12 protein-coding genes are annotated in these 13242 nt (G+C 61.5%); 3 read left to right on the plus strand and 9 right to left on the minus strand.

Going from position 1 to position 13242, the window contains the following annotated elements:
- Window positions 1-23: 23 nt before the first annotated feature.
- On the plus strand, window positions 24-1946 hold the full coding sequence (locus Q7W83_RS03225) for a pilus assembly protein TadG-related protein (protein ID WP_473655659.1): 1923 nt from the start codon (window positions 24-26) through the stop codon (window positions 1944-1946).
- On the opposite strand, the gene Q7W83_RS03230 is transcribed toward Q7W83_RS03225, so the two are convergent.
- Together Q7W83_RS03230 and Q7W83_RS03235 are read right to left on the minus strand one after the other, a co-directional pair.
- The gene (locus tag Q7W83_RS03230; protein WP_150654568.1) at window positions 1931-4675 is read right to left on the minus strand and encodes a PAS domain-containing sensor histidine kinase; all 2745 of its coding nucleotides are present in this window, start codon (window positions 4673-4675) and stop codon (window positions 1931-1933) included. The genes Q7W83_RS03225 and Q7W83_RS03230 overlap by 16 nt on opposite strands.
- Window positions 4672-5112 carry a TadE/TadG family type IV pilus assembly protein gene (locus tag Q7W83_RS03235; RefSeq protein ID WP_150634536.1) on the minus strand — a complete coding sequence of 147 codons (441 nt, stop codon included), beginning with the start codon at window positions 5110-5112 and terminating at the stop codon, window positions 4672-4674. Before Q7W83_RS03235 ends, Q7W83_RS03230 begins: the two co-directional genes overlap by 4 nt.
- A gap of 75 nt (window positions 5113-5187) precedes the next feature.
- Here Q7W83_RS03235 and Q7W83_RS03240 point away from each other — a divergent pair, with 75 nt between their 5' ends.
- Entirely contained in the window at window positions 5188-5658 is a 471-nt protein-coding gene (locus Q7W83_RS03240; RefSeq protein WP_473655660.1) for a prepilin peptidase, read from the plus strand.
- 114 nt (window positions 5659-5772) lie between these two features.
- Entirely contained in the window at window positions 5773-6555 is a 783-nt protein-coding gene (locus Q7W83_RS03245; RefSeq protein ID WP_150639602.1) for a response regulator transcription factor, read from the plus strand.
- A 136-nt stretch (window positions 6556-6691) separates the two neighbouring features.
- Here the strand turns inward: Q7W83_RS03245 and Q7W83_RS03250 are convergent, their stop codons facing one another.
- The 7 genes from Q7W83_RS03250 to Q7W83_RS03280 are packed head-to-tail and all read right to left on the minus strand — an operon-like array spanning window position 6692 to window position 13224.
- On the minus strand, window positions 6692-6967 hold the full coding sequence (locus Q7W83_RS03250) for a DUF3613 domain-containing protein (RefSeq protein WP_150634539.1): 276 nt from the start codon (window positions 6965-6967) through the stop codon (window positions 6692-6694).
- A 9-nt stretch (window positions 6968-6976) separates the two neighbouring features.
- On the minus strand, window positions 6977-7690 hold the full coding sequence (locus Q7W83_RS03255) for a tetratricopeptide repeat protein (protein ID WP_150639601.1): 714 nt from the start codon (window positions 7688-7690) through the stop codon (window positions 6977-6979).
- Between the two features lie 10 nt (window positions 7691-7700).
- Window positions 7701-8591, minus strand: coding sequence for a type II secretion system F family protein (locus Q7W83_RS03260; RefSeq protein ID WP_473655661.1), 891 nt, complete (start codon window positions 8589-8591; stop codon window positions 7701-7703).
- On the minus strand, window positions 8588-9472 hold the full coding sequence (locus Q7W83_RS03265) for a type II secretion system F family protein (protein WP_473655662.1): 885 nt from the start codon (window positions 9470-9472) through the stop codon (window positions 8588-8590). The genes Q7W83_RS03260 and Q7W83_RS03265 overlap by 4 nt, the downstream gene beginning before the upstream one ends.
- Before the next feature lie 10 nt (window positions 9473-9482).
- Window positions 9483-10763, minus strand: a complete 1281-nt coding sequence (locus tag Q7W83_RS03270; RefSeq protein ID WP_150634543.1) for a CpaF family protein — start codon at window positions 10761-10763, stop codon at window positions 9483-9485.
- A complete protein-coding gene (locus Q7W83_RS03275) occupies window positions 10760-11956 on the minus strand; it encodes a CpaE/TadZ family protein (RefSeq protein WP_458377961.1) in 1197 nt (398 codons plus the stop codon). The genes Q7W83_RS03270 and Q7W83_RS03275 overlap by 4 nt, the downstream gene beginning before the upstream one ends.
- A complete protein-coding gene (locus Q7W83_RS03280; protein ID WP_150634545.1) occupies window positions 11953-13224 on the minus strand; it encodes a type II and III secretion system protein family protein in 1272 nt (423 codons plus the stop codon). Before Q7W83_RS03280 ends, Q7W83_RS03275 begins: the two co-directional genes overlap by 4 nt.
- Between the last annotated feature and the right edge of the window lie 18 nt (window positions 13225-13242).

Below are 13242 nucleotides of genomic sequence, written 5' to 3' on the forward strand. Positions count from 1 at the left end.
GTGCGCCGGCAAAGGAGTGCGCCATGTCTCCCCGCTTGCAGTTTCGCGGCCCGGCCCGGCAACGGGGGGCGATCGGATTGATGGCGGCCCTGACCCTGGCCATGGCCCTGGGCTTCACGGTGCTGGTCATCGACAGCGGTCGGCTCTATCTGGAACAACGGAAGTTGCAGCGGGTGGCGGATACTGCGGCACTTGAGGCCGTGACCCGCGATGGCAATTGCCTGCCCGGGCTCAGCGCTGCCAGTTACGCCACGCAAAGTGCGACGCGTAATGGTTTTACCGTCAACGCCACTGGCACGCTGACGGTCAGTTGCGGCACCTTGCAGACCGGCGCGGACAACCTGCGCGCCTTCAGCGTCGACTCGACAAAAAGCGCCGCCGTGCGCGTCATCGCCACCCAAACCGTTGCCACCAGCGTGGCCGCCGGCATCGGCGCTTTGCTGTCCGGCGGGCCCTTCGCTTTAACCACCCAGCTCAGCGCCACCGCCGTGGCGGCCGAGCCCAAGCTGACATTGGCGCAACTCAGCATTCGAAGCAGCCTCGTGGGCGCCGATACCTCCCGATCGAACCTGTTGAACCCGCTGTTCTCGACCCTGTTGGGCGGCAACGTCAACCTCTCTGCCGTGGGCTGGGACGGTTTGATCAAAACCGACGTCAACCTGTTGCAGTTCATGGATCGACTGGCGATAAAACTGGGTGTGGCGGCGGGCGACTACACCACGTTGTTGAACACGCAAGCCAGCGTGACCCAGTTCATCCAGGCCGCCGCCGATGTTCTTCCCTCCAACGGCTCCACGGCGACCGTCAAGACCGCGCTGGGTAATCTGCAATTGGCGGCCACCAATGCCTCACCGATCAAGTTGGGTGACTTGCTCCAACTGCAAACCGGCGCACAAGCGGCCAGTCTCGACGCCACGGTGCAACTGTTCCAGTTGGTTCAAGGGTTTGTGCAACTGGCGAACAAGAACAGCGCGGTGGCCGCGGTATTGCCGGTGAATGTGTTGGGGCTGGCTGGCATGACCACCCGCATCAAAGTCATTCAGCCGCCGCAGTTTTCTGCGGTAGGGAACCCCGCGCTGGCGAAAGTGGCACCGCTGGGCGCGAACAAAATATACGTGCGCACTGCACAAATCCGCATCCTCGTGTCGGTAGACCTGACGTTGATCAATGTCGTCTTGCAAACCGTCAATGCGCTGTTGCAGACGGTCATAGGCCTGATCAATACAGCTCTGGCGCCGGGCTGCATCCTGGGGAGCTGCACCCAGACGGACCTGCAATTACTGCCCGATGGATTGAACCTCGACGTCGGTCTTGAAGCCGGTGTCGGCAGCAGCTACGTCACCGATTACTCCTGCGTCAGCTCTGCAAACAAGAGCCTCACCGCCACCACCAATATTTCCGCGGTGCAACTCAAGGTCGGAAAAATCGATCCGGTGATCTGGCTCTCCTCTTCCGCGGCGCCCAGCCTGTCGCCGTTGACCTTGGTGGATATCGGCTCCAAGACCTGCCACTTGCTTAGCTGCGGCGCACGCACACCGTTCGGGGGCGGCGGTTTGGAACTCATGATAGACAGTCCTGTTGGCGGCACCACCGAGCCCAATTACACCTTCGCCAATCCGCATGAGGTCAATGTGGCCCCAGACCCCACGCACCCGGTGACGGTGTCGGGTGTCGTGGGCAGTTTGAAGGGGACGCTTACGGGTATGACGTTGATTCAACACCCCCCAACCATTGGCAGTCTGTTGGGGGCGCTGCTCAATACCTTGCTGTCGACGCTGGCCGATGTGACCCAGCTTCTGGTCACGGCCATCAGTGGCCTGATCACGCCACTGATTGACCCGATCGTCGACAGCCTGTTGCTCAACCTCGGCATCGACGTCAACAAAGTCGACGTTGGTTTTAACCTGACCTGCGGGCAAAAAGGCAAAGCCTATCTGGTGATCTGATCGTCCACGACAATCGGCAGCTCGATACAGAACCGTGCGCCCTCGGCCGAGTTCCGCACGCTGAGTTTGCCGCCCATGTTCTCGACGATCCCATAGCTCACCGACAAGCCCAGCCCGGTGCCGACGCCTACTGGCTTGGTGGTGAAAAACGGTTCGAAGATCCGCTCCAGCAGGCGTGGATCAATCCCGCCGCCGTTGTCCTCGACCCACAGTCGAACCGACTGCGCATCACGTTCGGCGTACAGCGAAATCCACGGTTTGAATTGATGATCAGCCTCACGTTTGACGAGGAGCGCATCCCGGGCGTTGACCATCAGGTTGATCAGTACTTGTTCCAGCTGATCGACATGACCGCGCACCAGAGTTTCGAAGCCGGTCTCGCTGACCCGCAACTCGACACCTTTGCCGCGCATGCCTTCGGCCAGCAACGACAGTGTGCCTTCGATGGCTTGAACCGGATTGAAAGGGTGCTGTTCGATCTCCGAGCGGCGGCCGAACACCCGCATGTGATCCACCACCCGCGCCGCGCGCTGGACCTGCGCATCGATGCGGTTGAGTTTGTCGGTCAGGTAATCGATCTGCACATCGCCGTTACTCAAGCGCTTGAGCACATTGACGATGGCCATGCGCATCACGTTCAGCGGCTGGTTGATTTCATGGGCCAGGCCGGTGGCCATTTCGCCGAGCGTGGCCATTTTCGCGCTCTGGGCCAGTTGCTGTTGCGAACGGCGGACTTCGGTGTTGTCGCGGCCCACGGCCTGAACCTCAAGCAAGCGACCTTGCGCATCGAACACGCCGCGATCCGACCAGACCCACCAGGCGTGTTCCCGGCCCGGCAGCTGCAGGTTGATTTCCGCCGTGCTGACCGGAAACTCCGGGCTCAGTTGGCCCAGCCGGCGCAGAAACGCTTGCTGTTGTTCTGCCGACATCCAGCTGCCCAGGTTCACGCCTGGCAGTTGCTCGGGCTGGCATTCCAGATACGTCGCCAACGGGCGGTTACCAAAGGTCAGGGTCAGGTCCGGCCGATAACGGCAGATCATCGCCGGTGAATCCTCGACCAGAATCCGATAGCGCTCTTCGCTTTGTTTGACTTGCTCGGCGGCCAGGGTCGCGTCGGTCACGTCCAGCCATAACCCGACGGCTTCGACCGGCAGGCCAAGGTCGTCGCGTAACAGCTTGGCTTCGTCGAGCAACCAGTGGTAGTCGCCGCGACTGTCACGCAGGCGGTAGCGCGCACGGACCGACCCTTCGCGAAGCAGTTGCCGAGAGCGCTCGAAATAGCGCTCGCGGTCCTCGGGATGAACCCGTTCTACCAGTGCTCCAGCTGCGCAATCTGCGAGGGTCCACCCCAGCAAAGGCAACAGGCTGTCGCTGAAAAAGCTCGGTTGCAGCGCACCTTCGGCATAACGCTGCACATAGATCACCGCCGGTGAACTGGCGATCAGGTTGTCCAATCGGGCATGAGCCGCCGCTGCCTGCTGCTCCTGATTTTTGATGTCGCTGATGTCGAGCATGAAGCCCACCAGCCGGCGGTTTTTGCCGATGCCCAAGGCCTGGCCCTGCAGGCGATACCAGATCGGCGTGTCGCGCTGATGCAGGCGCACACAGAGCAGCAAAGGCGTGCCCTCATCCTGCAAGTCTTGCAGGCGACTGCGCAGTTCTTCGCGGTCGGCGGGATGGATCTGCTCAAACCAGTCAGGCAGGGGCAGGCGTGTGCCGGGCAGGTCGAGGGTGCTGGCCAGCGACGGCGCCAATTGCACCTCGGTACCGTCGCTGAAAACCTCCCACCAACCGGTGCCCAGCAGGGCTTGTAACGAGTCCAGTCGCTCCAGTTGCACATGGTGCCGATGCTCGCGCAAGCGCTCCAGCAGCGGGCCGGCGAGCGCCGCGGTGAGCTGCAACCAGTCGCGGGCGTTGACGTCGGGTGCTCGCTGCTGCACCGGGTAAAACCCGCACAGCAACCACGCGACCACGCCTTGCGCATCGTGATAGGGCACTGCAAACCCTTCAGCATTGCCGAAAGTGGCTTGCAGGCGCGGGTGCTCGCCGAGGGCAAGAGGCTGCGGGGCCGAACCGTTCAAACTGTCGAGCCCGGTGCCCAGGCGCTGACCGTTTTGCCACAGTTGTGGGGCGTCGAAGCCAGCGTAGTGCTGGTGGATCTGCCAACCGTCTGCGTGCTCATCCTGCAACGCCAAGGCGATGCAGGGGACTTGATAACGCTGCGCCAGGCTCTGCAATTGCTCCGCCAATACCTCGGGCAGACGCGCCAGGCTGCACAGGCGCAACTGGTCGCCGATCTGCGTCGCGAGCCATTGGGATTGTTCGCGGCTGCGCGATTGCTGGCGTTCGAGCAACAGGTCGCCGATGTCCAGCAACTGCAGCAGCCAGGCGTCAGCCCACGGCTGCACCCAGCCGCGCAGGTGCAGGGGTTGCCCGCTGAGGCTGTAAAAGTCCAGATCCAGCGGTTGCCCTTGCCAATCGGCCGGCGTGCCTTCAACGGCGAGGCCGCTGTGGGGCAGGAGAAAATCCAGCAGGTGCGGCGCCCGCGCGGCAGTCAGTTGCTGGGCCAGCCCATGCCGCAGCGGACCGGTCAGATGAAGCACTCGGCCTTCGGCATCCAGATGCATCTGTAAACCGACATCAGGCACGCTCAAGCGGTTCGGAGCGTCCTGGGTCGGTGGCGGTTGGCGGTTGAGCAGGCGCCCGAACAGTCTGTCCCCGGAACTCAAAATTGCAGGCTCGAACTGGCGGTGAGCGTGGCCGGCAGATTGGGTACCGAGCCGATCCCCGGCAGGGTCAGAAACGGAATGACTTGCCTGAGTTTGCTGGTGGGGTAGTTGATGGAGACCTTCAATACCCCGCCCGCGTAAGTGGCGGTGGTATCGGTGGCGACATTGAAATTCAGCGCCGCCGGAATCCAGGCCAGTTGCCGGCTCAGTTCAGCCGTGGCAACGGTCTTTATCACGGTGTCGTAACCGGGGGTGTTCGGGTCGAGTGCGACGCTTTGGCGCACGGCTTCGGCGGTCGACTGGTTGAACGATTGCATAAGCAATAGCGGCAAGCTGTAGGTGACGATGCCGTAGAACACAGCGAAAAATATGACGAACACCAAGGCGAACTCAATCGCGATGGCACCTTTTTGCTGGCGGGGGAGGTTTGTTTTCATGAGTGCGTCTACCCTGACAATCACTGCGTAATGTCAGCATAGAATCATTCAGCCAAAACGGACGTTTTTTACCGAATGCAGAGTTTTTTCCTACTGATTTGGCTGACGCTATGCGCCGCGCAGGATATCCGGCAGCGGCACATCGCCAATCACCTGACCCTGGGCGCAAGCGTGGTGGCACTGGTGTTTCTGGGGTGGACCGGCCGCACCTGGCTCGGGGCCGAAGCCGTGCAGGGTGGTTGGGCTTTTCTGTTGGCGCTGGCCTTCACGTTGCCCGGCTATGCGGCGCGGCGCCTGGGCGCAGGCGATGTGAAACTGATGACAGCGTTGGCTCTTGCGACGGACGGTATGCATGTCCTTGGCACATTTATGGGCGCCGGATTGGCCAGCGTAGGTTGGCTGCTGCTGGCGCCAAGAGTCTGGCTTCATATGAGTCAAGGCCTTAGGAATCATCTTCGATATCTAGGGCCCGGAACGTCAAACAAGCAGCCATTTGCACCGTTTGTATTGCTGGGTTTTTTGCTCTCCCTCGCCTGGATTCAGTAGTCACCTGTTCTATGTACATAGTCAAAAAGTACGTCTACTTTCAAATCAGTAGTTGTACAGCCCGCGGCTGTCGGTAAAGGAACAGCCAGCCTTTGGTTTTGCAGGGAGTTGCATGTGAACAAGCCTACCTCCGCAGTGAAAGTCCTTGTGGTCGATGATCAACCCTTGATTGTTGAAGAACTTTGCGAGTTTCTTGAAAGCAGCGGTTACCGTTGCGTGCCATGTGAGTCCAGCGCGCAGGCAGTCGAACGATTCGCTGAAGACGTGGACATCGGCCTGGTGCTCTGCGATTTGCACATGCCCGGGCTGGACGGCATCCAGTTGGTCCAGGAACTGCAAAGGTTGTCCGGCAAGCATCGGGCATTCGAAGCGATCATGCTCACCGGGCGCGCGGACAAGCAAGATGTGATCAAGGCTTTGCGTGCCGGGATTGCCGATTACTATCAGAAGCCGATTGACCTGGATGAGTTGCTCGAGGGCATTGCGCGACAGGAGGTGGCATTGCGGGAGCGGCAGAAGAGTTTGCAGCTGGGGCATTTGAATCAGAAGCTGCAGTACCTTTCCGAGTCGATCGATGACCTGTATCAGGATTTGGACAAGGTTCGGCGTAGTCCGCCGTTATCGGGTTCTTCTGATAGCGATGTCAGTGAGCTGGATCGGATTGAGATCCCGGCGGTTTTCAATCAACTGTCGCCCAGGCAGTTGGACGTGGCGCGTTTGGTGGGCAAGGGGCAGACCAACTATCAAATTGCCTGTGAGCTGGGGATTACCGAAAACACGGTGAAGTTGTACGTGTCGCAGGTGCTGCGGTTGACGCACATGCATAATCGGACGCAGTTGGCGTTGGCGTTGTCGCCCAGCAATTCGGGTTTGCGCCAGAGGGTTACGGCTCACTAGCACTGTGCGTCCGCTCAATGATTGGGCTTGTCAGCGAAGGCATCCAGAATCCCCAACCTTTCGCTGGCAAGCTGTTGCCTGCATGATGCGGGACCTGCGCATCCATCGCGCCACTTAGGCTCGTTAAGGGGGGCTGTTATCCCCCCGATCCACTGTCAACCTTCCCGCCCTCATCCTGATCGAAAAACTGCGGGATCTCATGCTCATAACTCTTCAGCCAGCGCTGCATGCTCAACTCGCGTTCCGTCGCGGTTGAGGTTTGCTGTTGGGGGGACGCTGCCTTGTTGCTTCTCTGCAATTGCAGCCAGCCTTCGGTTTCCTGTTGTTGCGGCGACGCCGGGCCAGCGTCGATTGCGTGCGCAGCGATAGGCAGGGTCAGCAGGCCGAGGCAGCAGATCAGTGTCGTTTTCATGACGTCTCCCTATTGAAGGCTCGGGGCCGCGACGGCGGCGACCTGGTTGGCATTGGCCGGGACTGCTTTGCCCGGGGCCTTGAGTTTTTCCGCGCGGGCCTGGGCTTCGGTGACTTGGGCAGGGCTCAGGCCAAGGCGGCTGACCAGTTCGGCGGCGCGGCTCCAATCGTCCTGGTAGATCAGCAACGTCACCAGATTCAACGCCGCCAGTTGATCGCTTTGTTTGAGTTCCATCGCCGTCAGAAACTCGAAGCGCGCATCTTCGACGCGCAATTGATTGAGGTACACCACGCCGAGGTCGTTGCGGATTTTTTCATCGGTGGGTGCCAGCCGTGCTGCGCGTTGCAAGTGGGTTTGAGCCTGGCTGTTATCGCCCTTCGCGGCGGCGAGTTGGCCCAGGCCGTGTTCGGCTTCGGCCGTGAGGCAACTGCCGAGCAGGCTGCGGTACAACGGCTCGGCTTCGCTGCGGCCCAACAATCGGTAGACCCTGGCCTTGCGCAGGCGCACGTCGGCGAGGTTGTCGGGCAGGCTTTGCAGGTTGGCCAGGCTGGCGTGCAGTTTGCCATCGTTGGCCATGTCGTCGGCCAGGTTCATTGATAGCTGCTCATCGGAACTCAGCTTGCCGCAATGGGGGGTGTTGGTCAGGGCGTTCCAGGGCGTCTGGCCGTTGCTCGCACAACCGCTCAGCAGCAGCAGACTCAAACCGGCAATCATTGCTTTCATCAGGTTCCCTCTAGGAAGCAAAGGCCCGGGCCAGGGCGGTAAAGCCGGGGCCGGCCAGCACGATCAACAACGCCGGGAAGAGAAACAGCATCATCACGACGGACATCTTGGCGGACATCTTGGATATGTATTCCTGCAAGCGCGTCAGGCGCCGGTCATCGAGCAACTGTTTGAGGGCCAGCAGGGATTTCATCGCGCCGCCGCCCTGGTGAATCAACTGCTGAAGGATCACGCAGGTGTCGGTGAACTCATCCACCGCCAGCAACCGGGTGGCCTTGTTCAGTTCTTCGCCCAGCTCCAGGCCGGAATCGACACGGGCCAGCACCAGGCGCAGTTCATGGGTCAGCGCCGGCAGCAATTGTTTGCCTTCGTTGCTCAGGACGCGCAGCGACTGCTCCACGGCCATGCCCGATTCGAACAGGATGCGCAGCAGCGGGATGAAGGTGGAGATCTCCATGGCCAGTTGTTTTTGTCGACGTTTGGCGGCCGCGGCCAGCAGGCGTTTGGGCAGCAGGTAGCCGATGCCGGTGGCGAAGGCCGGGGCGATCCAGTGGTTTTCCACAGGCGCGAAGAACAGGCTTTGGACCAGCACGCTCAAGGCCAGCGCGAGTACCGGCACGCCCACCTGGAACGCCGCGAACAATGAGCGTCGCCGGGTACTGCGCCAACCCAGACGGTTGAGCAGGATCCGGGTTTCATTGTCCAGATTGACCGAGCGCTGGCCGATGCGGCTGCTGCCCAAGGCTTGCAGCCAATGCTCGACGCGTTCGGCGTTCGGCGATTTGCCATCCAGCCGTTGCGCCACCTGTCGGACCTGCCGCTGCTGCTTCAGCAATCCACTGATGAGCAGGATCCCGGCGGCCAAAAACAGCAGCGCGCTGATCAGCAAGGGGATCTTCATACGCTGCGCAACATGCGCCAGAGCGCAAGGCTGCCCACCAGCTGCAGGCCGAACGCCGTCGCGAGCATGATTCGCCCGGAATCGTCGTGCCACATGGCGAGCAAATAGTGAGGATTGGCCATCAGGAAATAGCCGGCCAGGCCAATAGGCAAACAGCCCAGTACCCACGCCGTGACGCGGGTTTCACCGGTCATGGCGCTGAGCTGGCGCGCAGCCTGTTCGCGTTCGCGGATCATCTTTATCAGGTTCTCCAGCAGCTCGCTGGCGTTGCCGCCGTAGCGATGGTTGACCTTCAAGCCGAGGGCAAACAAATGCAGTTCGTCTTTTTCATACAACCTGGCGAGGTCGGAAGCGGCGTCCGGCAAACTGACCCCCAATTGCACGTTGCGTTGCACCCGGCCCATGGCCTGTTTCAATGGATGTTCCGCAGTCTCGATGGCGCCCAGCACCGCATCCGCCAACGTTCGCCCGGACTTCAGGCTGCGCACCGAGTGATCGAGTAGCTGCGGCAGTTGTTCGATCATGCGTTTGAGCCGGCGCTGATAACGCCAACTGACATACAACCGCACCGCCAAGGGCGGCACCAGCAACAGCAGCAGGGCGCCGATCCAGCTGCCGACGGCAAAACCGAGCAGGATGCCAAACACCCAGAGTGTCAGCCACAGGCCGATGCGCTCGGTGGGGCGGCCGAGGCCTGCGCGTAAAAACGCCCGTTCCAGGCCGGTCCACGAGGATTTCTCGACCACTCGCTGCGGCTGCTCGTGGGCCAGTCGATCAAGGACCCGATCGGTCCCGGACTGGCGAATACCGCGATAGAACAAGCGCACCGACAACCCGAACAAACCCAGGCAGACGAGGATGAGCAGCAGCGGTTTGAGCATGCCGGGGCCTTCAATACGCGGAGGGAGAAAGCGCCGACTCGCGGCGCAGTTTGTCGCCAGCGGGGTTGACCGCCTCGCGCAGGAAACCGAACCCGCCGCGCCGGTCGAGACGGAACAGGGTGTTGGTGACGTAGACGTCGTCGCGGATGCCGATCACCTCCACCACTTCGCTGACACAGCGGCGGCCATCGGGCATGCGCGTCAACTGAATCACCACGTCCAGCGCCGCGCAGATCATTTGCCGCAGGGTCCGTTCGGCGATGGTGCGGCCGGTCAGGCCGACCAGCGTTTCCAGACGCAACAGCGCATCCTGGGCGTTGTTGGCGTGCACGGTGCTCATGGAACCGTCGTGGCCGGTATTCATCGCGGTGAGCACATCGACCACTTCGACGCCGCGAATCTCGCCGAGGATGATTCGGTCGGGACGCATCCGCAGGGCGTTGCGGATCAGGTCGCTGGCCTTCACTTCGCCGTGGCCCTCGGCATTCGGCGGCCGGGTTTCGAGGCGCACGACGTGCGGGTGGCCGAGTTGCAGTTCGGCCACGTCCTCGATGGTGACAAGCCGTTCGTGCGGGCTGATCAACTGGCTGAGGATGTTCAGCAACGTGGTTTTGCCGGTGCCGGTGCCACCGCTGATCAGGATGTTGCAGCGTTTGCCCACGGCCTCCTGAATGAACTCCAGGATCGCCTGATCGATGGTTTGCATCGCCATCAGGTCGGTGCTTTTGAGCATGTCTTTGCGGAATTTTCGAATCGACAGGCACGGGCCGTCGAGGGCGATCGGGGGAATGATCGCGTTGACCCGGCTGCCATCCGGCAAGCGCGCATCGACCATCGGCGATGACTCGTCCAAGCGTCGGCCGAGGGGGGCGAGGATCCGCTGCATCACGCGTTCGACGTGATGCGCGTCGATAAAACGCAGGTCGCTCTGATGCAGGACGCCGTCGCGTTCGACGAACACCCGATGCGGCCCGTTGACCAGGATTTCGCTGACCGCCGGATCGCGCAGCAGCACTTCCAACGGTCCGAAACCGGTGAGCTCATCGACGATTTCTTCGGCCAGACGCTCCATCTCATAGCGGGAAATCGCCAGGTGCAAACGGGCGATGTACTCGGCTACTTTGTCGATGACGAACTGCGACAACACTTGCCGCGAGCCTTCCAGCAGGTTTTTTCCCGACTCTTCAATGGCGTCGATGATGTAGCGGTGCAGCACCAGTTTGAGGCCTTCGTGGTCCGTGTTGCCAGTGGTGGTGCGCACCGGAGCGCCGAACAGTTTTTCGCCGTTCATGGCGTGCCCCTCAAGCGGGTGAACCAGCCCGCCTTGGGTTTCGTCAGGCCTTCGGAGCGCCTGGCCAGGCATTCGCCGAGGTTCCGCAGGCTTTGGGTCAGGCCTTCGCGGGGGGCCAGTTCAAACAGGGTGACGCCCTGGTTTTTGGCATTGAGGCGTACTTCCGGGCTGTAGGCGAGCGTTGCGATGACTTCCATGCCGAAGCTTTTACCCAGGGTTTCCGAGTCCGGCGGAACGTTGCGCAGGTAGCGGTCCACCAGCAGTCGGGCGTGATCGAGCTTCATGCCTTTTTCGCGCCAGAGGGTGAGCAGGGCCAGATTACGGCGGCAGTCGATCACGTTCTGGTCGGTGTACCAGATCAACTTGTCGCAATGGCTGACAAAGGTGCGCAAGGCTTCACTGTCGGACTGGCCGGTGAGGTTCACCACGATGTGCTGGAAGTGTTGGCGCAAGGCGCTGAGCAACATGTACAACTCGGCGGCGCTGGTGTGGTCCAGGGGCTCATCGTTATTGGCATAGGCGAGGATTCGCAGCCCGGCATCACAGCTGGTGAACGCGCTGTCGATCAGCGTCGCATCGAGGCGCCGCAAATGCCGCAGGGCATCGCCGAAGTGAAACGAGCTTTCCAGGCCGAGCAGTGCCAGGCTGTCGCCGCGTGGCAGGCCAAGGTCGAGCAACAGCGTTTGCTGCCCACTCTTCTGCACCACTTGCGCCATGTGGGTGGCAAGCAGTGCCCCGTCGGCGTTGCTCTGCACGCCGTAGAGCACGGTCAACCCGCCCAGTTGTGTATTCGGCGCCACCGACGGCATGCGTTTGCTCAGCCGGCGCACCAGGCCGGCGACCTCACTGGAGCGCGAGCCATACGCGACGAAATCCCGGGCACCGGCGCGCATCGCATTGAGTACCAGCTGATTGTCCATGCCGTCGCCCAGCGCGACGATCGCGAGCATCGGTTTGGCTTCCAGCGCACCTTCGATCAATGCGCTCTGGGCCACCACGTGTTCACGATCGAGGCCGACGAATACCAGGGTGGCGAAGGTCACGTCCACCAGCGCCAGCAACTCGTCGAGGCTGCCGCCACCGGCGCTGACCACCTGGCCCAATGGCGCGAGGGCGCCTTGCAGCCACTCAAGGTCGGTGCTGTTGCGTGTAATCGCGAGGAAGGTCTGACTCAGGCTTGGACTCTGGCTCATTGCGATAACCCGCTGCGTTTGTCGAAGTTGCCGTTTTCGAGGAAGTACAGGCGATACCAGTTCGGGTCGTAGTTGCGCAGTTTTTCCCCGGGCAACGAGGGCAACTGTGCGTTGGCGGCCAGCGGTTGCACCAGGTGCGGCGTGACAATCATCAGCAGTTCGCGTTCTTCGCGCTTGAGCTGAGAGTTGCGGAAGAACGCACCGAGAATCGGAATATCGCCCAGCCCGGGAAACTTGCTGACTTCGGACGCGTTGTGCGTGCTGATCAAACCGCTGATGACGAAACTCTCGCCGTCGGCCAGCGAGATGCTGGTGTCGGTGCGGCGAATGGTGAACGCCGGCACGGTGGTGCCGCCGATGGTCACGCCGTTGTTGTAATCCAGTTCGCTGACTTCCGGTGCCACTTTGAGGGCGATGCGGTCGTGGCTGACCACGGTCGGCGTGAGCGTCAGGCGGATACCGAACTCCTTGTATTCGATGGAGTAGCTGTTGCTGTTGGCGCTGGGCACGGGGATCGGGATTTCACCACCCGCGAGGAAACTCGCACTCTGTCCGCTGAGGGCCACCAGGCTTGGTCGCGCCAGGGTGTAGGCGAAGCCGCTGCCTTCCAGGGCGTTGACGATACCGAGGAATTTGCTGCTGCCACCGCCCCAGACAATGTTGAAGCTGTCGTTGAGCAAGGGAATGCTCGGCGCCGCGATACGTGGATCGATATTGAACAGCGGCACGACGCCCGGCGTGACGCCGGTGTTGGGTACCGTGCCAGGGGCGCCGAAGAGAAAGTTGTTCGAGGCCTTGCCGAAAATCGAGGTGCCGGCCTCTTTCAGTTTGGTCCGGCTGACTTCGACAAAGCGGATATCGGTCTGCACTTGCGACGGCAGCAACGGGTTATCGGACGGCAGTTGCGTGGCAGTGGTCATGGCCGCCGTGGCCCGCCCCTGAACGAACACCATGCTCTGGCGCGGTGCGCTGGCGCAGGCTGTCCAGACCATCAGGCTGGTGGCGCCGGGCGCCATACCAGTGAGCAAAAAGGCTTGGTTGCCATTGACACGCACGTCGGCGATTTTCGGATCGCCCACGGCCACTCGCGTGATCGCCACCGGGGCCTGCACCTCCTTTTGCAGCCCTTCTCCGACTTCCAGCACTGCCGGCAATGCCGCGAGTGCGGCGCAATTTCCAACGGCGGCGAACGTCGCCGTCAGCGGCAGTCCGCTTAACAAAGTGACCCAGAGCAGGCCTTGAAACATGGGCATGGAACGTCTGCGCATTTAGATGCGTCCTTGCAC

The organism is Pseudomonas sp. 300, assembly GCF_055803035.1.